The sequence below is a fragment of the Streptomyces lucensis JCM 4490 genome (assembly GCF_014650035.1).
GTDB lineage: Bacteria > Actinomycetota > Actinomycetes > Streptomycetales > Streptomycetaceae > Streptomyces > Streptomyces lucensis.
Genome location: NZ_BMUE01000001.1, coordinates 392,867 through 412,229, shown reverse-complemented (window position 1 = coordinate 412,229; position 19,363 = coordinate 392,867). Strand labels below are relative to the sequence as shown.

Annotated in this window: 14 protein-coding genes and 1 pseudogene; 7 read left to right on the top strand and 8 right to left on the bottom strand. The window is 71.5% G+C overall.

Annotated features, from left to right (window positions below):
• Positions 1–147 precede the first annotated feature (147 nt).
• On the top strand, positions 148–741 hold the full coding sequence (locus IE177_RS01845; protein ID WP_190012898.1) for a DUF4291 domain-containing protein: 594 nt from the start codon (positions 148–150) through the stop codon (positions 739–741).
• 162 nt (positions 742–903) lie between these two features.
• Positions 904–3,342 carry a SpoIIE family protein phosphatase gene (locus IE177_RS01840; RefSeq protein ID WP_190012897.1) on the top strand — a complete coding sequence of 813 codons (2,439 nt, stop codon included), beginning with the start codon at positions 904–906 and terminating at the stop codon, positions 3,340–3,342.
• A gap of 142 nt (positions 3,343–3,484) precedes the next feature.
• On the opposite strand, the gene IE177_RS01835 is transcribed toward IE177_RS01840, so the two are convergent.
• On the bottom strand, positions 3,485–4,990 hold the full coding sequence (locus IE177_RS01835; RefSeq protein ID WP_190012896.1) for a DUF1254 domain-containing protein: 1,506 nt from the start codon (positions 4,988–4,990) through the stop codon (positions 3,485–3,487).
• Between the two features lie 313 nt (positions 4,991–5,303).
• On the opposite strand from IE177_RS01835, the gene IE177_RS01830 reads away from it, so the two are divergent.
• A complete protein-coding gene (locus IE177_RS01830) occupies positions 5,304–6,581 on the top strand; it encodes an ATP-binding protein (protein ID WP_190012895.1) in 1,278 nt (425 codons plus the stop codon).
• A 105-nt stretch (positions 6,582–6,686) separates the two neighbouring features.
• Positions 6,687–7,418, top strand: coding sequence for a type 1 glutamine amidotransferase family protein (locus IE177_RS01825; RefSeq protein ID WP_190012894.1), 732 nt, complete (start codon positions 6,687–6,689; stop codon positions 7,416–7,418).
• Positions 7,419–7,485: 67 nt separating this feature from the next.
• On the opposite strand, the gene IE177_RS01820 is transcribed toward IE177_RS01825, so the two are convergent.
• Positions 7,486–8,529: an NAD(P)-dependent alcohol dehydrogenase gene (locus IE177_RS01820; RefSeq protein ID WP_190012893.1), complete on the bottom strand. Its 1,044-nt coding sequence runs from the start codon at positions 8,527–8,529 to the stop codon at positions 7,486–7,488.
• 172 nt (positions 8,530–8,701) lie between these two features.
• Between IE177_RS01820 and IE177_RS01815 the strand changes: the two genes are divergently transcribed.
• Positions 8,702–9,604 (top strand): helix-turn-helix domain-containing protein, encoded by a 903-nt coding sequence (locus IE177_RS01815; RefSeq protein WP_190012892.1) that lies wholly within the window; start codon positions 8,702–8,704, stop codon positions 9,602–9,604.
• Positions 9,605–9,691: 87 nt separating this feature from the next.
• On the opposite strand, the gene IE177_RS01810 is transcribed toward IE177_RS01815, so the two are convergent.
• The 4 genes and pseudogenes from IE177_RS01810 to IE177_RS01795 form a co-directional block, all read right to left on the bottom strand.
• The gene (locus IE177_RS01810; RefSeq protein WP_190013338.1) at positions 9,692–12,997 is read right to left on the bottom strand and encodes a S8 family peptidase; all 3,306 of its coding nucleotides are present in this window, start codon (positions 12,995–12,997) and stop codon (positions 9,692–9,694) included.
• A gap of 244 nt (positions 12,998–13,241) precedes the next feature.
• Positions 13,242–13,361, bottom strand: a pseudogene (locus IE177_RS01805) (ABC transporter ATP-binding protein); the annotation flags it as partial.
• Positions 13,362–13,407: 46 nt separating this feature from the next.
• Positions 13,408–14,670 carry a L,D-transpeptidase gene (locus tag IE177_RS01800; protein WP_190012891.1) on the bottom strand — a complete coding sequence of 421 codons (1,263 nt, stop codon included), beginning with the start codon at positions 14,668–14,670 and terminating at the stop codon, positions 13,408–13,410.
• Positions 14,671–14,873: 203 nt separating this feature from the next.
• The gene (locus tag IE177_RS01795; protein ID WP_190012890.1) at positions 14,874–15,215 is read right to left on the bottom strand and encodes a hypothetical protein; all 342 of its coding nucleotides are present in this window, start codon (positions 15,213–15,215) and stop codon (positions 14,874–14,876) included.
• Positions 15,216–15,324: 109 nt separating this feature from the next.
• Between IE177_RS01795 and IE177_RS01790 the strand changes: the two genes are divergently transcribed.
• Entirely contained in the window at positions 15,325–15,663 is a 339-nt protein-coding gene (locus IE177_RS01790; protein ID WP_190012889.1) for an LAETG motif-containing sortase-dependent surface protein, read from the top strand.
• A 42-nt stretch (positions 15,664–15,705) separates the two neighbouring features.
• Positions 15,706–16,488 (top strand): hypothetical protein, encoded by a 783-nt coding sequence (locus IE177_RS01785; protein ID WP_229815851.1) that lies wholly within the window; start codon positions 15,706–15,708, stop codon positions 16,486–16,488.
• Between the two features lie 55 nt (positions 16,489–16,543).
• Here IE177_RS01785 and hutH read toward each other — a convergent pair whose 3' ends face one another.
• Both hutH and IE177_RS01775 read right to left on the bottom strand, forming a co-directional pair.
• Positions 16,544–18,082, bottom strand: coding sequence for a histidine ammonia-lyase (gene hutH / locus IE177_RS01780; protein ID WP_190013336.1), 1,539 nt, complete (start codon positions 18,080–18,082; stop codon positions 16,544–16,546).
• 88 nt (positions 18,083–18,170) lie between these two features.
• The gene (locus IE177_RS01775) at positions 18,171–19,313 is read right to left on the bottom strand and encodes a GGDEF domain-containing protein (protein ID WP_190012888.1); all 1,143 of its coding nucleotides are present in this window, start codon (positions 19,311–19,313) and stop codon (positions 18,171–18,173) included.
• Positions 19,314–19,363: the final 50 nt, after the last annotated feature.

Below are 19,363 nucleotides of genomic sequence, written 5' to 3'. Positions count from 1 at the left end.
CGGCATCCCATGCTCACTGCCCTCAACGCGCGAGGACGCCGGTCGATTCCGCGCCGCCCGGCCTGCCCCGCGCGGTGCTTCCCGCCGCGGCGGACGGCAGCCGAAAACCAGTGGCCGCCCGAACCGGCCGACCCCACGCTGTACGCCATGGAAGAACCGCAACGCAGGATCCGTGCGGCCCACTCGGAATCCACGGTCACCGTCTACCAGGCGTACTCCCCCGAGATCGGACTGCCCGCCGTTCGCGACGGCCGCTTCCCCGCTGTGTGGAAGCGGGACAGGATGACGTGGATCAAGCCGTCGTTCCTGTGGATGATGTACCGCTGCGGCTGGGGTGCGAAGGCGGGGCAGGAGACCGTTCTCGCCGTAGAGATCACCCGCGAAGGCTTCGAGTGGGCGCTGCGCCACGCCTGCCTGTCGAGCTACGCCCGCGAGGTCCACCCGGACCGCGCCACCTGGCAGCGTCGGCTGAAGCACGCGCCCGCCCGCGTGCAGTGGGACCCGGAGCGGGACCTGCGTCTGCGGCCCCTGCCATACCGTTCCCTGCAGCTCGGCCTCTCCGGTGAGGCCGCACGGCGCTACGCGGACGAGTGGACGGTCGGCATCCGCGACGTGACCCCGCTCGCCCACGAGATCCGAGCCCTGGTCGCTGCCGGGGACCTGGACTCCGCCGCCGGGCTGCTGCCCCGGGAACCCCCCTACCCCGACGGGGACGAGCTGCTCGCCCACCTACGCGGATGACGGGATGCCCCGGCCCATGGGGCCCAGGCGGTGCGGACTCGCCGGGACGGCGCTCTGGCGGAGTGCCGGCACGATGGCGGCGGACATCACCGCCGGCCCGTCCCTCTCGCGGACGAGGACCTCAGGGAGGAACATCGGAGGCACGGAGGCAAGGTGGTGGCTATGGGGACACCGTCGATCCAATTCAACGAGAGCCCCGAGGATCCGTTCGGCATCGATCGTGCCGCCTCGGCCGTGGTCGACGATGAAGGCACCGTGGTGGGCTGGAGCCTGCGCGCGCAGGACCTGCTCGGTTATCCGGCCAAGGAGGTGATCGGGCGCGCGTGGCGGGACCTGCTGGTCGACAGCCATGATCTGCCGGTGGCGCGGTCCGCCGTCGCGGAGGCGGTGCGGGCGGGGGGATGGATCGGTGTCCTGCCCGTCCGGCACCGGGACGGAAGCCGTGTGCACCTGGGATTCCGGGCCCGTGCGGTCATCCGGGAGGGGGGCGAGCAGGAGTGGTTCCTCGTCGGTGCCCCCGCCGCGGAGATCGTCGCCTGGCAGCGGGACCGTGCGCTGCTGGACGGCCTGTACCGCAGGTCCCCGATCGGTCTGGTCACCTACGGCCCGGACCGGAGGGTGATCCGGGTCAACCGCGCGGTCGAGAAGGCGAGCGGGGTCCCGGCCGAGGCGCCGGTGGGCCACCGGCCCTGCGAGTTCATGGTCGACGAGGACGCGGGGCCGGCGGACGAACGGGTGCGGCACGTCCTGGAGACCGGCGAGCCGTTGATCTTCACGGAGCAGTCCGCCCGGACCCGCCACGATGCGGGCCGGGAACGCATCGTGTCCGTCTCGGCGTTCCGGATGGAGGACCCTACGGGCCAGGTCCTGGGCGTGGCCGAGACGATCGAGGACGTGACAGCCCGCCACCGGGCGCAACGCAGGCTCGCCCTGCTGAACGAGGCGAGCGCACGGATCGGAACCTCGCTGGACGTGGCGCAGACCGCCCGGGAACTGGCGGAGGTGGCCGTCCACGGCCTGGCCGACTTCTGCTCGGTGGACCTCCTCAAGCCCGTGACGCTGGGCGGCGAGCCGGTTCCCGGAGCGGCGGGTCCGCTGCTGCGGACCGCCCTGTCACCACCGGAGCACCGGGTGCCGTTCCAGGAGGGCGACGTGGTGCCGCTGCTGCCGGAATCCGCGCAGGCGCGGTGTTTGGCCGAGCGCCGCCCGATCCTCGAAGGGCTGCTGTCCCTACGCCCCGAGTGGTACGCCATGGACCGGCGGCGGATCGAGCTCGCCCTCGGTCTCGGGGTCCATTCGCTGATCGCGCTGCCGCTGATGGCGCGCGGCCTGGTACTGGGCGTGGTGAGCCTGTGGCGGGCGCACGACTCGGAGCCGTTCGAGGACGACGACGCCGCGGTCGCCCAGGAACTCACCTCGCGCGCGGCCGTCTGCATCGACAACGCGCGCCGCTTCACCCAGCAGCAGAACACCGCTCTGACGCTCCAGCGCAGTCTGCTGCCCAGCACGCTGTCCGACCTGCCGGCCGTGGAGGTGGCCTGCCGGTACCTCCCGGCGAGCGGTGAACCGGGACTCGGGGGCGACTGGTTCGACGTGATCCCGCTGTCGGGGGCCCGGGTCGCCCTCGTCGTGGGGGACGTGGTCGGCCACGGCATCCACGCCGCGGCCTCGATGGGCCGGCTGCGCGCCGCGGTGCGCACCCTGGCCAGCCTCGACCTGGAACCGGACGAGGTGGTGGCGCGGCTGGACGATCTGGTCAGTCTGCTGGCCGGCGAGCTGGAGGCGAGTACGGACGACAACCCGTCGGCGATCGAGCAAGTGCTCGGGGCCACGTGCCTCTACGCCGTCTACGATCCGGTCTCCCGGCACTGCTCCCTGGCACGGGCGGGGCACCCGGCGCCGCTCGTGACCACCCCGGACGGCGAGGTGACCGTGCTCGATCCGCCCGCGGGACCACCGCTGGGCCTGGGCGGGCTGCCTTTCGAGACGTACGACCTCCTGGACCTCCCCGAGGGGAGCCTGCTCACGCTCTACACCAACGGTCTGCTCGAGGCGGGCTACGGCGACGTGGACACCGCGCTGGAGCACCTGCGCACGTGTCTCGAAGGCACCACGAAACCGTTGGACCACACCTGCCAGGCCGTCGTCGAGGCGCTGCTGCCCAAGGGGCACCTCCCCACCGACGACGTCGCGCTGCTCATCGCCCGTACCCGGATGCTGCGGCCGCAGAACGTCGCCTCGTGGGAGCTGCCGCCGGAGGCGACCTCGGCGGCCCGTGCCAGGGAGCTGGCCACGGCGAAACTCGACGAGTGGGGGCTGGCCGAACTGGCCTTCACCACCGAGCTGGTCGCCAGCGAACTCGTCACCAACACCTACCGGTACGCGACCGGCCCCGTCACCCTGCGTCTCATCCGCACGCACTGCCTGACCTGCGAGGTGTCCGACACCAGCCACACGTCCCCGCATCTGCGCCGGGCCCTCAGCACGGACGAGGGCGGACGCGGGCTCTTCCTGGTCGCGCAGCTCACCGAGCGGTGGGGCACCCGCTACACCCACGACGGCAAGACCGTCTGGACGGAGCAGCCCCTGCCAAGCGCGTGACGCGCGGCCCTGACATCCCGCGACCAGCGACGCCTTGGCCCGCGACGCCTTGGTCCTCACCCGGTCCTCGCACTCGCCCTCGCCTTCACCGTCACGGCCCGGCCGGACTCGGCGAGCCCGGCCGGGCTCCGGACGACAGGGCCTAGTCGACTCGGTCGATCGGTGGGCACTTCCATCGTGCGTCGATGACGTCGGCACGTGGCAGGTACATGCGCAAGGCGGCGAACCAGGTGCCCTTGCCGGGTATGGCGAGCCAGTTGGACTCGCGGGCGGGGCCCGGAGTCTGTGGCTGCAGGTGGATCGTCAGGCCTCCGTCGTCGTCGGTGAGCAGTCCGGGGGTGCGGTCACCGATGGCGTAGCGGTCGATCGGGTTGGCGACCAGGTTCCTGTCCTCCCCGTAGACCGTCAGCGACCAGAACGCGTCGACGGGGGGCAAGGCGCCTGCGGGGAAACGCAGTTCGTAGCGGCCGGGGACCAGCTTGTCGCCCTGTCCGTCGTGGAAGGCCGCCAGGTAGACCGCTTCCTGCGGATCGTTGACGGCGACGCCGACGAGGGACTGCTCCGCGGCCCGCCTCAGGAAGTCGTCCCCGAACCGTCCCATCTGGGGTGGCGGATAGCGCCAGCCGTTGATGACCTGGGCCCACTCACCGCTGAGCAGCTGCCGTTCGAGCATCGGCACACCGGTCGCCGCGGCCCGGATCAGGCTCTCCTTGACCGCGTCGGGCTGGGCCTCGACATCGAGCCCGGCCCCGACACCGATCCCGGCGAACTGCCTGAGCAGGACCTCGTGGTGCCGCGGCGGCGGGTTCTCGGCCAGCATCGCGTTCAGGGTCTTCCAGGGACCGAGCGGATCCTCCTCGGCGTCGATCGGTTCGAGCACGTCGTAGCGTTCCGGGACGTGCGCTCCCTCCTTGCCGAACAGACGGAGCGGGGTCAGCCGGTACCGCTGCTGCAGCGCGTGGACGTCCGCGAGGTCGTCCCGGCCTTCCACGAGGGTCCGGCCGATGACCAGGACCCACGGGCTGGGGGCGGTCGCCGTGCGGTGCACCCGTTCGGGAAGGTGTCCGGTCCATCCCGGCCCGACGAGCGCGAAGTCACCGGCGTGCGACCCGGTGGCGCGCTGTCCCACGTAGTCGTAGTTGTCGGAGGTGATGCCGACCAGTTCGAAGGTGAAGTAGCGGTCGCCCATGTCCGGGTGCGAGAGGATGACGGGCCCCTCGCTCAGATCGACCCAGGCGAAGGAGTACAAGGTGTCGTTGTTGGGGGCCAGGCCCTCGCGGTCGGAGGCGTCGAACAGCGTGCGGGCGTGCCAGAAGTGGTTGACGGCGGCATGCGGCGTCGCTTCGCTCTCGGCGTTCGGGGTCACCCACCGGTGGCGGAGCCGGGCGTTGTAGATGTAGGGGAACCCGTAGACGAAGGCCTGTTCTCCGAGTGCGTAGGCGTATTCCCGTCGCCAGTCGCCGGCCTGGCCGGTGAGCACCGGCTTCACCGACTCCCACATGAGCGGCAGCGCCTGCGACGCCTCGCGGGCGCGTTCGACCGTGGCTCGCGGGTGGCGCACGACGTCCGCCGTGGACCGGGCCGTCGCCGTCGCCGCCTGGCCGATGCCCGACGCCACTCCCGCGAATTGGTCACGCAGTCTCTGCATGGGTTGGTTGGTCGTCGCTCCGGAGGTCATTTCGCGCTCATCTCCCGCAATGGAGCACCACGGCGTGTCACGCCGGACCTCGGCCGGCTCCCTCGGCGACGCGGCCGGGGCCGCTCCCTGCGGGCCTGCCGTCCGCGCCGTACTCCGTGCTGCGCCGGGTATCGGGCGGGGTGCTTCGCAACGCCGTACCCACTACCGAGTAGATCACCGCACCCACGACCCGGCAACCGCGTCCGGTGCGGGCCGGCCGGGTTCGCCGCCGGGCGCCCCGGCTGGGACAATGGGACTCCCCCGCTGGGTGAGGGTGGTGGTCATGCCGGCTTGGCATCTGCGCGACTATCACGACGACGATCTCGACCAGGCCATCCAGATCTGGGACCAGAGCCGTCGGGGCGACGAGGACCGGGTGTTCCCCGTCTCCGAGGTCATGGCCGCGGCGAAGGGCGGGCAGACGGCGGTCGTCGCGGTGGTCGGGGACGAACTCGTGGGCATGGCCGTGGCCCAGGCGCACGGCAGGCGGGGGTGGATCCTCCTGGTGGCCCTCGCCTCCCGGTGGCGCGAGCGCGGGATCGGCAGTGCGCTCCTCGCCGAGCTGGAGCGGCGCCTGCGAGCACTGGGCGCGCGCCACATCAGCGCGCTGCTGCCGGCCGGTGCCGCCGGGACGAAGGCCCTGGAGAAGTCCGGTTACGGGATCCGCGACGACCTGACCTACTACGAGAAGCTCGAACCCCCCGGAACCGTCGACGCCGACGTGCTCGCGGCGCTGGGCGGCCGCATGCTCCCCGAGGGGCTCTGGGACGCCATGGCCGGCATGGAGCGGGAGAAGCAGGTGGTCGAACGCCGTGTCGTGCTCCCGCTGACGGAGCCGGCGCTGGCCGACCGTTACGGTGTCGTCCCGCCGAAGGCGATCATCCTGTTCGGCCCCCCTGGCACCGGGAAGACCAGTTTCGCCAAGGCGATCGCCTCGCGGCTCGGCTGGCCGTTCGTGGAGCTGTTCCCGTCCCGGCTGGCGGCCGACACGAGCGAAGGGCTGGCCGCGGCGCTCCGGGAGGCTTTCGCGGATCTGGCGGAACTGGACTCGGTGCTGCTCTTCATCGACGAGGTCGAGGAGATCGCCGGCGTGCGGTCCGGGAAGGCGGTCGACCCGGGGCACGGGGTGACCAACGAGCTGCTCAAACTGATCCCCGGCTTCCGTGAGCACGACGCACGGCTGCTGGCCTGCGCCACCAATTCCGTGCGCTCGCTCGATCCGGCCTTCCTCAGGCCGGGCCGGTTCGACTACGTCCTTCCCATCGGGCCGCCGGACCCGGCCGCCCGCGCGGCGATCTGGACCCGCTACCTCGGAACCGTCGGCGACACGGTGGACCTCGCGCAACTGGTCGCGGCCAGCGAGCTGTTCACCCCCGCCGACATCGAGTTCGCCGCCCGCAAGGGCGCGCAGGCGGCGTTCGAGCGCGAGATCGTGGAGCGGAAGGGCCGGCCGGCCCGCACCGACGACTACATGACCGCCATCGGCGACACCCGGCCGACGCTCACCGCACAGGCGATCACGGAGTTCACCGAGGACATCGAGAAGTACAGCCGCCTGTGAGGCATCGCCCGTGGCCGGGGAGACGGCCGGGTAAATTGCGGCGACGGCGCCGCCCGGGTCCCCGTACATTCACCCCTCGCGACGTGGAAGGGGAGAGGAACCGGGATGAGCGGTCGGGTGTTTCTGATCGGCGGTGGCTGGGACGCCGCCGAGGTGTACGAGCCGTTCCTGAGGGCGGCGGCCGGCGGGGACGGGGCGCCGCGTGTCGGATGCCTGGTGCTCGACGAGGGGGACGGGGCCGCGCAGTTCGAGCGGTACGCGGCGGCACTGCGCAAGGCGGGGCCGTGCACGCCGGTGCCGCTGCTGGTGCCGCTCGGCGGACGGTGGGAGCCGGAGGCCGCGCTGGACGGGGTCGACGGGCTGCTGGTGTGCGGTGGGCTGACGCCCGCCTACCAGGACGCCCTCGCCGGGTGCCTCGGCCGGCTGCCGGGGCTGCTCGCCGCGCGCGGTGTGCCGTACGCCGGGTTCTCCGCCGGTGCCGCCCTCGCCGCGCGGCGGGCCGTGGTCGGCGGGTGGCTGGTGGCCGGGGTGCCGGTCTGCCCGGAGGAGACCGGGGAGGACCTGGCGGAGGTCGAGGTGCGGGCGGGGCTCGGGCTCGTGCCGTTCGCGGTGGACGTGCACGCGGCGCAGTGGGGGACGCTGCCCCGGCTGGTCGCCGTGGTCGGACGGGGTGAGGTGCCGTACGGGGTGGCCGTGGACGAGAACACCGTGCTGGAGGTGGGGGACGGCGAGGTCCGGGTGTCGGGGGCCGGGCGCGTGCACGTCGTGCGGCCCCGCGGGGACGGGGGCGTGTCCGTGCGGGCGTACGGCGCCGGGGAGGTCTTCCGCGCCGAGTGATCAGGGCGGGCCGAGCCAGGGCGGGCCGACGGCCCGGCCGGGGCCGGGCCGTCGTCGCGGTACGGGGTCAGATCGTCGCCGTGTCGATGACGAAGCGGTAGCGGACGTCGCTCGCCTGCACCCGCTCGTACGCCTCGTTGATCTGGTCGGCGCGGATCAGCTCGATCTCCGCGCCCAGGCCGTGCTCGGCGCAGAAGTCCAGCATCTCCTGGGTCTCGGCGATGCCGCCGATGCCGGAGCTGCTGAGGCTGCGGCGGTTGCCGAACAGCGACTGCAGCACGATCTGCACGGGCTCCTCGGGCAGGCCGACGTTCACCATGGTGCCGTCCGTGCGCAGCAGGGACAGGTAGGCGGCGAAGTCCAGCGGGGCCGAGACGGTGTTGAGGATGAGGTCGAAGGTGCCGGCCAGTTCCTCGAAGGTCGCCGGGTCGCCGGTCGCGTAGTAGTGATCGGCGCCGAGCTTGATGCCGTCGTCCTTCTTGCGCAGGGACTGGGACAGGACGGTGACCTCGGCACCCAGTGCGTGGGCGATCTTGACGCCCATGTGGCCGAGGCCGCCGAGACCGACCACGGCGACCTTCTTGCCGGGGCCGGTGTTCCAGTGCTTGAGCGGCGAGTAGGTGGTGATGCCGGCGCAGAGCAGCGGGGCTGCCACGTCGAGGGGCAGGGCGTCCGGGACGCGGACGACGTAGTTCTCGTCGACGACGATCTTCTGCGAGTAGCCGCCGTAGGTGGGCTCGCCGTCCTTGCCGACGGAGTTGTACGTCCAGACGACGCCGCCCGTGGAGCAGTACTGCTCCTGGCCGGCCTTGCAGTTGTCGCACTCCCGGCAGGAGTCGACCATGCAGCCGACGCCCACCCGGTCGCCCACGGCGTACCTGGTCACGCCGGAGCCGACCTCGGAGACGACGCCGGCGATCTCGTGGCCGGGGACCATCGGGAAGGTGCCGGGGCGCCAGCCGTCCTGGGCCTGGTGGATGTCGGAGTGGCAGATACCGGCGAATTCGATGTCGATCAGGACGTCGTGTTCACCGACCGCGCGCCGCTCGATGACGGTCCGCTCCAGCGGGGCCTTCGGGGCGGGCGCGGCGTACGCAGCAACAGTGGTCATGCCGGGGTTCTCCTAGCGAGGGTCCTCGTGCCGGGCCGCCTATCCGGCCGGGCACGTCTTCCAGCGTGCCCCAGGACCGGCGGGTCACCCAGGCCACGCCTCTGCGTACGACCGCGGTGCGTACCACTGGCGGGGTCAGGCTGCTGGGCGTACGACCAGGAATACTGGGGGTATGGACAGCGGGGACGAACAGCTGCGGGCGGCGGCCGGCCCGCCCCTGGACCGGCGGGCCGAGCTGAGCGAGTTCCTGCGCAGCCGGCGCGCCCGGCTGAAGCCGGAGGAAGTGGGCCTGCCCGTCTTCGGCCGGCACCGCAGGGTCCCGGGGCTGCGCCGTGAGGAGCTGGCACAGCTGGCCGGTGTGTCGGTGGCGTACTACACGCGCCTGGAGCAGGGCAACGGACGGAACGTGTCGGCGGAGGTGCTGGACGCCATCGCCCGCGCCCTGCGCCTGACGGACGCGGAGCACGCCCACCTCACCCACCTGGCCAAGCCGAAGTCGCACAAGAAGAAGCCGGCGGTGCGGCAGCAGCACGTCCGCCCCGCCCTGCGGCAGCTGCTGGACATGATGGAGGGGGTGCCCGCGTACGTCGTCGGGCGCCGGGCGGAGATCCTGGCCTGGAACCGGATGGCGGCCGCCCTGTTCGGCGACTGGGGCGAGCTTCCGCAGGCCGAGCGGAACTGGGCGCGTCTGGTGTTCCTGCGGCCCGAGTACCGTGAGCTGTTCGTCGACTGGGAGCAGAAGGCGATCGACATCGTCTGCGCCCTGCGCATGGACGCGGGCTGCCATCCGGACGACCCCCGGCTGTCGGCCCTGGTGGGCGAGCTCTCCGTGAAGAGCGAGAGGTTCCGCCGCCTGTGGGCCACCCATGACGTCCGGGAGAAGAACCACGGCGTGAAGCGGCTGCACCACCCCCTGGTGGGCGATCTGTCGCTGAACTTCGAGTCCTTCCGCCTGACGGACGACGCGGAGCAGTCCCTGGTCACCTATCACGCCGAACCGGACTCCTCCTCGGCCCAGTCGCTGCGCCTGCTGGCCGGCTGGGGCGCGGACGCGACCCGGGCCGGCAGGGGGTGACAGGGCGGCGCGGACGACGATGAGGGGCACACCGGGGTCCGTCTCCCGGTGTGCCCCCCGTCAGGAGCCGCTACGACGTCCTACGGCTCACTTGCCGAAGTAGGCGTCGTGGATCGTGATCTGCGACGTGTTGCCCTTCTTGTCGGTGATCTTGGCGCGGAAGGAGACGGACTTGCCCTTCGCGGGGTTCTTGACGGTGATCCCGCCGCCCCGGACGTCGGCCTTCTTCCAGGTCTTGCCGTCGTAGGAGACGTAGACGGCGAGGGACTTCAGGTTGCCGCCCGCGGCCGAGCCCTCGACCGTGACCGGGAAGGTGACCTTCTTGCCGGCGTCGACGCGGCTGTCCAGGCCGGTGGCGGCGCCGAAGTGCAGCGCGGAGGCCGGCAGCTGGGTGAAGTCGCGTGCCAGCTTGGAGCGGAAGGTCCAGGTGGCGTCGATCCGGGAGGTGGCCTTCGCGACCGCGGCGGACCGCTTGACCGTGGTGGTCAGCCTGTAGGCCGCGTCACCGGCCGGGACCTTGAAGGTCTTGTCGCCGAACAGCGGGTCGTCGTTGGAGCCGACCTTGGCGCCGTTGCGGTACAGGGTCGTCCGCACCGAGGTGAAGTCCGAGTAGCCGGCGTGCCTGCCCGAGTCGGCGAACAGCGGCAGGGAGCCGAAGATCTGGTTGCCGTCCCGGAAGAGACCGAGGTTCTTGCCGACGTGCGGGCCGAAGACCGCGGTGTTGACCGTCTTGGTGTAGGTCTTGCCGGCCTTGAAGGCGAACTGGCCGAGCGAGTAGCCGGCCTCGGTGACCGGGAAGCCGTGCTCGTCGGTGCCGCGGTTCTGCGCGAACTCCAGCTCCCAGTCGACGCCGTCCTTGGCGGACAGGTGCAGGGTGCGGGTGCCGGGCAGCTTCTGCGGGATGCCGATGGAGGAGGCGCCGGAGCTGCCGGGCAGCCAGCCGACCGCGCTGACGGAGCCGGTCTTGCCGCTCGCGGGGGCACCGAGCCGGGCCTTGACCGTGGCCAGGTCGCCCGCCCTGTAGTGCTTAATGTAGCCGGTGGCGAGCCGCTTGACCGGACCGCCGGTGGCGACGTCGTACTCCTCGGTCGCGCCCTTGGTCCAGTGGCCGTCCCACTGCTGGTGCAGCGTTCCGGCGGGCAGCGCCGCGCCGAGGTGGGCGGTGCGGAAGTTCTTGTACGACTCCAGGAACCAGCCGTAGCCGTACTGGCCGTTGCCGAGGGTGACGTCGTACTCGGGCGAGGCGAACTGCGACTTGACGCCGGAGGCGGGGACGGTGATGTCCACCGGCCTGGCCTTGCGCGCGTCGATCGTGATCGTCTGCTTCTTGCCGACGGTCAGCTTCGGCTGGGCGATCCAGTCGATGCCCTTGGTGCCGTCCTTCGGGTCCACGTAGGTGGCGGTGTTGAGGATGTACGTGCCCTTCGGCGCGCGCACCTTCACCGTGCCGGACGGGTCGTACGGGTTCAGCCACTGGCCGTTCGCCAGGCCGCCCACACCGCTGAGGTCGGCGTCGTAGTAGGGGGCCGGCTTGCCGTCACGGCCGATGAACTTCAGCGTGACGTCGTAGGACTCGACCTCGCGCTGGACCGCGGCGGCCGTGCGGACCGTCTGGCCGCCGCCCGTCGCCGTCACGTACGCGGAGTAGGCGCCGTCGAGGGTGCCGCCGAGTCTGGTGTTGACGGTGAGGCCGATCGAGGCCCTGCCGTGCGCCGGGACGGTCACGCTGGTCCCGGCCAGCTTGAAGAAGCCCGCCGGGGCGGTCGCGCCCTTGGGGCCGGTGGCGGTGGAGGCCAGCTTGAGCGTGACGTCCTTGTCGCCGAGGTTGCGGTAGGTCAGCTGCTTGGTGACCGGCTTGTCGTCGGTGTGCGGCCACTGCTGCACACCGAAGCCGACCGACACCGGGTCGGCGATCACGGACTGCTTGATGGCCTTGTCGACCGCGATGCGGCCCGAACCCTGCTGGAACGGCGTGTACTTGCCGCCCTTGGCGGAGCCGGTCAGGGCGCCCTTCAGCTCGGCGTAGCTCCAGTCGGGGTGCTGCTGCTTCAGGATCGCGGCGGCGCCCGCGACGTGCGGGGTGGCCATCGAGGTGCCGGAGATGGTCAGGTAGCCCTCGGGCTTCTCGCCGACCTCCTGGTCGATGACGCTGCCCTTGGCCGCGGCGGCGGTGATGTCCACGCCGGGCGCGGTGACGTCGGGCTTGATCGCGCCGTCGCCGGTGCGCGGGCCGGTGGAGGAGAAGTCCGCCAGCTTGTCCTTCTTGTCGACGGCGCCGACGGTGAGCGCGGCGTCCGCGCTGCCCGGCGAACCGATCGACTGGGGGCCCTCGTTGCCCGCGGCGATCGCGAACAGGACGCCCTTCTCGGCCGAGAGCTTGTTGACCTCGGCCTCCAGGGGGTCCACCTCGGGGGTGTCGTAGCCGCCGAGGCTGAGGTTGATGACGGAGGCGCCCTGCGAGGCCGCCCACTCCATGCCGGCCAGGATGCCGGAGTCGTCACCGGAGCCGGTGTCGTCTAGCACCTTGCCGTTGAGGATCCTGGCGTCCGGTGCGACGCCCTTGTACTTGCCGCCCGACTTGGCGCCGGTGCCCGCCACGATGGAGGCGACGTGGGTGCCGTGGCCGAAGTGGTCGGTGGCGTCGGCGGCGGTGGTGAAGTTCTTGGACTCGATCACCTGGGTCTTCAGGTCCGGGTGGGTGGTGTCCACACCCGTGTCCAGGACGGCGACCTTGACGCCCTTGCCGGTGTAGCCGGCCCGCCAGGCGGTGGGGGCGCCGATCTGAGGCACGGACTTGTCGAGGGACGCCTTGCGCACGCCGTCGAGCCAGACGTGCGCGATGCCCGCGGCGGTCCGGTCGCCGTCGGTGACCGCGTCCCAGAGGCCGGCGGTGTCCTTGACCGGGGTCTGGACCGCGTCCGCGTTGAGGGCGGTCAGGCTGCGGCGCAGGTGGCCCGCGTCGCGGACGTCGGACTTCGCGGCCGTGGCGGCGCCGCGGTAGCCGACGATGACCTTCAGGCCGCTCTTCTGGGCCCTGCGGGTGGCGGCCTTGTCCAGCTCGGTGACGTCGAAGAGGCGCTGGTCCAGCTTGCCGGAGGCGACCAGGTGGGCCGCGTCGGCGGGGACCACCAGCGTGTGTCCGTCGGCCTTGCGGACCTGGAAGGGTATGTGTTCGCGGCCCTCGGCCCGGTCCAGGCCGACGATCCGGCCCTTGGAGTCGAGGGCGATCCGGTCACCGGTGATGAGGGTGACGTGATGCCGGGCGACGGCCTTCGAGGTCGCGGTGGCAGCGGTCGGGGCGTGTGCGGGCTTCGCCGACGCCGGGGTGGTCATTCCCGCTGCGAGGGCGACTGCTGCGGCCGTGGCCACCGTGGCCGCAGCCGCTCTTTTCACTTGTCTGCGCAAGTTCTCCCCCTGGAGATGAGTTACCGGGCGAATTCCCCGTTCACCCGGCCGGGGGCGGCCTCGTACGCGTGTACGTCAACCCCCCGGATCACGAAGTATGCCGGGGGGCGATCAGACGGCTCAAGGGATGGGAGAACAGTGGGAAAGCGCGTGCGGGAACTGTTACGCGGTAGCCAGGACACCGTTACAGAACCGCGAAGTCCCTTGTGTGCAGGGGGTGTTATACGCCGCGTCAGGCGGCGGCGTTCTCCTTCACCGTGATCCGGCCCTTGCGGATGGTGGCCAGCCGCGGGGCCTTCCGGGCGATCGCGGAGTCGTGGGTGACCATGACGAAGGTCAGCCCCTGCTCCTTCCGGTGCCGCGCCTCGGGGCGGCACCGGCCGGGCGGGAGAGGGGCGTCAGACGGCCGAACCGGCCTTCCACTGCGCCCAGTCCATGTTCCAGCCGTTGAGGCCGTTGTCCGGGGAGACGGTCTTGTCACCGGTGTGCTGGACGACCACCACGTCACCGACGAGGGAGTGGTTGTACACCCACGCCGCCGGCGTGCTGTTGTCCTTCGCACCCTTGGTGTCGGACAGGCCTATGCAGCCGTGGCTGGTGTTGACGCTGCCGAAGATGGACTTCGCGCCCCAGTAGTTGCCGTGCAGGAAGGTGCCGGAGCCGGTCAGGCGGATGGCGTGCGGCACGTCCTTGATGTCGTACTCGCCCTTGCCGTCGTCGTCGGTGAAGCCCACGGTCGCGCCGTTCATGCGCGTCTGCTGGAACTTCTCGGACATCACCATGATGCCCTCGTACGTCTTGTTCTCCGGCGAGCCGGCCGAGATCGGGATGGTCTTGACGACCTTGCCCTCCTGCGTGACCTTCATCTGCTTGGTCTTCGCGTCGACGTAGGAGACCTGGTTGCGGCCGACGTGGAAGGTGACCGTCTTCTGCTGCACGCCGTAGACGCCGTTCGCGCCCTGGACGCCGTCCAGGTTCAGCTTCAGCGTGACGGTGGAGTTCGCCTTCCAGTACGTCTCCGGGCGGAAGTCGATGCGGTTGGCGTTGAACCAGTGGCCCACGACCTCCTGACCGCTGCTGGAGGAGACCGTGATGCCCTTCTGGACGGCGGCCTTGTTGGTGATCGCCTTGTCGAAGCTGATCGACACCGGCATGCCGACACCCACGGTGGAGCCGTTCTCGGGCGTGAAGTTGCCTATGAAGCTGTTGGCCGGGGCGACCGTGGTGAACGAGGCGTTCTCGTGCGCGATCCGGCCGGCTGAGTCCTTCGCCTCGGCGGAGACCTTGTAGGTGGTCGAGCGCTCCAGCTGGGCGCTGGGCTTCCAGCTGGTCTTGTCCGCGGACAGCGCGCCGGAGACGGCCTTGCCGTCGGCGGTGGTCATGGAGACGTCGGTCAGCGTGCCCTTGGTGACCCTGACCGCGGCCGAGTTGTTGATGGAGGCGTTGTTCGAGCCGTCCTTCGGCGTGATCGCGATCTGCGCCTCGGAGGACTTCTCGGCCGCCGCCTCGTCGGCCTTGGCCTGCGAGGTGTCGCCGCTGCCGTCCGCCTTGGCGTCGCCGCCGCCGGAACAGCCCGTGAGCACGAGCACACCACCGAGCAGTGCGGACGCGACCGCCAGGCCCCTGCGCCGCTTCCTGTCCGTCATCAATCGCTTCTCCATCGTCGCGCGTCCACGAAACGCCGAAGGTCCCTGTTCGGAACCTTCCACGCTACGGACCATTCGTCCCTTTTCACATGGCTCGCCGTGTGGGGCTTCCCACGTCCGCCCCGGGCAGGGCGGTGTGCGAGCGCCCCATGCGCCCCCTGGGACGACGAAGCCCCGGACGGCGGTTGCCGTCCGGGATCATGGGTGCCCCGGGACGCTCAGCCGATGCCGTCCTCTTCGTCGTCCTGCCCATCATCCTCGCCCAGGTCCCACTCGGGTGAGTCGGGGTCGTAGTCGATCCGTTCGCTGGACCAGGACGCCTGCTGGAGTTCCACGCCGGGCACCTCGTTGACCAGGTCGAACGGGTCGACGAGGTAGGCGAGGGCCTCCGCGGTGTCTTCCGTCACAGCGCTCTCGGCCTGGGCCCGTTCCTCCTGCGGGAGCTCCGTGTCGGCGGCGAGGCGGCGCAGCGCGGCCTTGGTCACCTCGTCCTCGTCCTCCACCTCGAGGACCAGCTCGACGCGAAGCCGTACAAAACGTGATGTCTCTTCAGTGCTCATGGCGCGAGCGTACGACTGAAACCTCCCGTGACTTTCCTGTGACCCTCGCCTTTCACTAACATCGCCCCACACGGCCAATTCACCAGCGTCACAAGGGGATCGATATTCCGTGTCATCCGCTCGCCGCCCGCTGCTGACCGCCACCGCCGCGGGCACTCTGCTCTGCGCGCTGTGGTTCGTCCCGTCCGCACACGCCTCGCAGGACTCCTCGGCGAGCGGTACGACGGCGGGATCCGTCACGTCGTACTCCCCGGGGCCCGTCACCCAGCAGGCCAGAGCGGTGTCGGCGGTGAGCGCCGAGGGCGCGCAGGAGGCGGCGGACGGCACCGAACTCGCCGACACGGGCAGCCCCGACACCACGCCGTACATCGTGGGCGGCACCCTCTTCCTCGCGGTGGGCGCCGGTTTCGTGGTGTATTCGGTACGCCGCGAGCGCCTGGGGTTTTAATCGACCTTGACTAATCTTTGACAGCCCGCACATAGTTCGCGCATGAAGAGATCATCGGGTGTGCGGCTGTGCGCCACCGCAGCTGTGAGCGCACTGTCGCTCGCCCTTGTCACGGGCTGTTCCGGCACTGGGTCGAAGGACTCCGCGGACGGCACGAACGCGGCGAAGCCCGCCGCGAAGGCGCTGAGCGCCGCGGAGTTGAAGAAGCTGATCATCGCTCAGGGCGACGTGCCCGGGCACAAGGTGGGCCCCGTCGAAGGCGGCCTCCCCAGCAAGGACAAGGTCAAGGCGGACGACGCCCAGTGCGACCCGCTGGTGCGGGCCCTCACCGGCATCGCGCCCGGCGGCCCGGCGGCGACCACCAGCCGTATGGCCACGGAGAAGCCCCCCACCGCCCACGCCACGTCCGAGGACGACCTGGCCGACGGCAAGTTCGAGGACGCGCTCAAGAAGTCCATGGACCTCGACGTCACCGTCGTCACCCTCGCCTCGTACGACGGGGACGGCGCCGAGCAGGCCCTGAAGTCGCTGTCCGGCGCGGTGAAGGCGTGCGCGAACGGCTTCTCGGGCGAGCAGGACGGCGAGAAGGGCAAGTTCACCAAGGTCACCGAGGAGAAGTCCTCGGGCACCGGTGACGAGTCGGTCGCCTACACCGCGACCAACGACGCGGGCAAGGACGGCGCCCTGCCGCTGCACGGCGAGGCCGTCCGGCACGGCAACACCCTCGCCGTGTACACCACCATCAACATCGGCGCCATGATGGGCAAGAAGGCCTACACGGTCTCCGCCCCGGTCATCAAGGCCCAGACGACCAAGCTGAAGTGACGCGGAGAGGGGGCGCCGTCCGGCCGGACGGCGCCCCCTCCTGCCGTGCCGCCGTCTACCGCAGCGGGCCGGTGACCGACTCCGCGGCGGCCACGAGGTGCCCGCCGCGCACGAACGCGTCGGCGGCGGCCAGGTCCGGCGCGAGGAACCGGTCGGGGCCGGGGCCCCGCACACCGGCCGCGCGCACGGCCTCGATGACGGCCCGCGAGGCCGGCGCCGGGGTGAGGCCCTCGCGCAGCTCGACGGCGCGGGTCGCGGCGTACAGCTCGACGGCGATGATCCGGGTGAGGTTGTCCACGGCGGTGCGCAGCTTGCGCGCGGCCGACCAGCCCATGGACACGTGGTCCTCCTGCATGGCGGAGGACGGGATCGAGTCCGCGGAGGCGGGCACGGCGAGCCGCTTCATCTCGCTGACCAGCGCGGCCTGCGTGTACTGGGCGATCATCAGGCCGGAGTCGACGCCCGCGTCGTCGGCGAGGAACGGCGGCAGGCCGTGGCTGCGGTTCTTGTCCAGCAGCCGGTCGGTGCGGCGCTCGGCGATGGAGCCGAGGTCGGCGGCGGCGATGGCGAGGAAGTCCAGCACGTAGGCCACGGGCGCGCCGTGGAAGTTGCCGTTGGACTCCACACGCCCGTCGGGCAGTACGACCGGGTTGTCGACGGCGGAGGCCAGCTCGCGCTCGGCGACCAGGCGTGCGTGCGCGAGGGTGTCACGGCCGGCGCCGGCGACCTGCGGGGCGCAGCGCACCGAGTAGGCGTCCTGGACGCGGGGCGCGTCGTCCTGGTGGTGCCCGGTGAGGCCGGAGCCCTTGAGCACGGCGAGCATGTTTGCGGCGCTGGCGCCCTGCCCCGGGTGGGGCCGGATGGCGTGCAGTTCGGGGGCGAGGACCTTGTCCGTGCCGAGCAGTCCCTCCAGGCTGAGGGCGGCGGTGATGTCGGCGGACTTGTACAGGGTGTCCAGGTCGGCGAGGGCCATGACCAGCATGCCGAGCATGCCGTCGGTGCCGTTGAGGAGGGCGAGCCCCTCCTTCTCGCGCAGTTCGACGGGGGTGATCCCGTGCTCGGCGAGCAGTTCGCCGGCGGGCCGCACCCGGCCGTCGGGGCCCTCGGCCTCCCCCTCCCCCATGAGGGCGAGGGCGCAGTGGGACAGCGGGGCCAGGTCACCGGAGCAGCCGAGCGAGCCGTACTCGTGGACGACCGGGGTGATCCCGGCGTTGAGCACGTCGGCCATGGTCTGGGCGACCTCGGGCCGGACGCCGGTGTGCCCGGAGCAGACGGTCTTCAGCCGCAGGAACATCAGGGCGCGTACGACCTCGCGCTCCACGCGGGGGCCCATCCCGGCGGCGTGCGAGCGGACGATGTTGCGCTGCAGCTGGGCGCGCAGGTCCTGGCTGATGTGCCGGGTCGCCAGGGCTCCGAAGCCGGTGGAGACGCCGTAGACCGGGTCGGGCTTGGCCGCCAGCGCGTCCACGATCTCCCGGGCCGCCGCGAGGGCAGCCACCGCCTGTGCCGACAGCTCGATGCGGGCACCGCCGCGCGCCACGGCGAGAACGTCGGACGCCGTGACACCGGACGTCCCCACCACCACAGTGTGCATATCCATATTCAGGAGCGTACGCATTGAATGCGGTGATGTCACTAGTGGGGAGCGGCAGCGCCCCTTACCCCTCGGTGTGGGCTTCACCTCACGGGCGGCGCCCCCGGAAACGGCGGCGTTCGGCCCGGGAGGGGGGCGGCTGGTCGGCCAGTCGTACCACGGGGTCGTCCGGGCCCTCCCGGCCCGCCACCACCGGCCGGTTCGCGCGTTCGGCCTTGGCCCGGTACTGCGCGGCGTCCGCCAGCCGGAACAGCCGGCGCGCGTCCCGGACCGGCCCGATCGGGTCCTCGGTCGAGGCGACCCCGCAGGCGACGCCCTCCCCGGGCTCCAGCTCGGCGGCCCTGCGGCACAGTTCGTCGGCCGACTTCACCACGTCGTCGGCGGGCGGACCGGCCGCGAGCAGGCAGAACTCGTCCCCACCGAGCCGCGCGACCAGCGCGCCCGGCACCATCGCCCCGCACAGCGACAGCACCGAGCCGAAGCGCTCCAGCAGACGGTCGCCGACGGCGTGCCCGAGCGTGTCGTTGACCCGCTTGAGGCCGTTGAGGTCGCAGACCACCAGACTGACCACCACGCCCTGTGCGCGGTGGAGTTCGACGGCCTCCTCCAGGCGTATGTCCACCGCACGGCGGTTGGCGAGTCCGGTGAGGGCGTCGGTGTACGCGAGGCGGCGGGCCTCCTCCAGGCGTTCGGTCTGTGCGAGGCCCGCGGCGACTACGGCGGCCAGCACGGTGGCGAAGTCGGCGTCGGCCCGCCCGAACACGGGCCGCCCGGCCGCGCGGGCCACGTACAGCTCGCCCCAGGCCCGTCCGTGCAGCACCACGGGGGCGACGACGCAGCAGCCACGGCCCCTGCGGCGCAGGGCGGCGACACGCTGGTGGATGTAGCCGGGGTCGCCGGCGGCCGCCCCGTCGGCGGTCTCCACCCAGGCGTTCGGGCCCCGTCCGCCGGCCCACCGCTCGTGCAAGAACTCGGTGATCTCCGGGAACATGTGCACCGGGTAGGCCTCGGCCTCGGGAAACTCCTCCTCGTCCGGCGCGCGGTACCCCACGTTCGCGAGGACCCGCAGCCGGCCCAGTTCACGTTCCCACACGGACAGTGCCGCGAAGCTGCCGTCCAGCGCCCGGCAGGCACCGAGCGCCGCGGCCCGCCACGACTCCCGCGGGGTGTGCGCCGCCGCCATGCCCTGCGCCAGCGCCACCACAGCGGCGAGCCGGTCGTCCTCACCCATTACTCCAGGTTAGGGAGGAATGGGCGGATAAGAGACATGGGTGCGGCGAT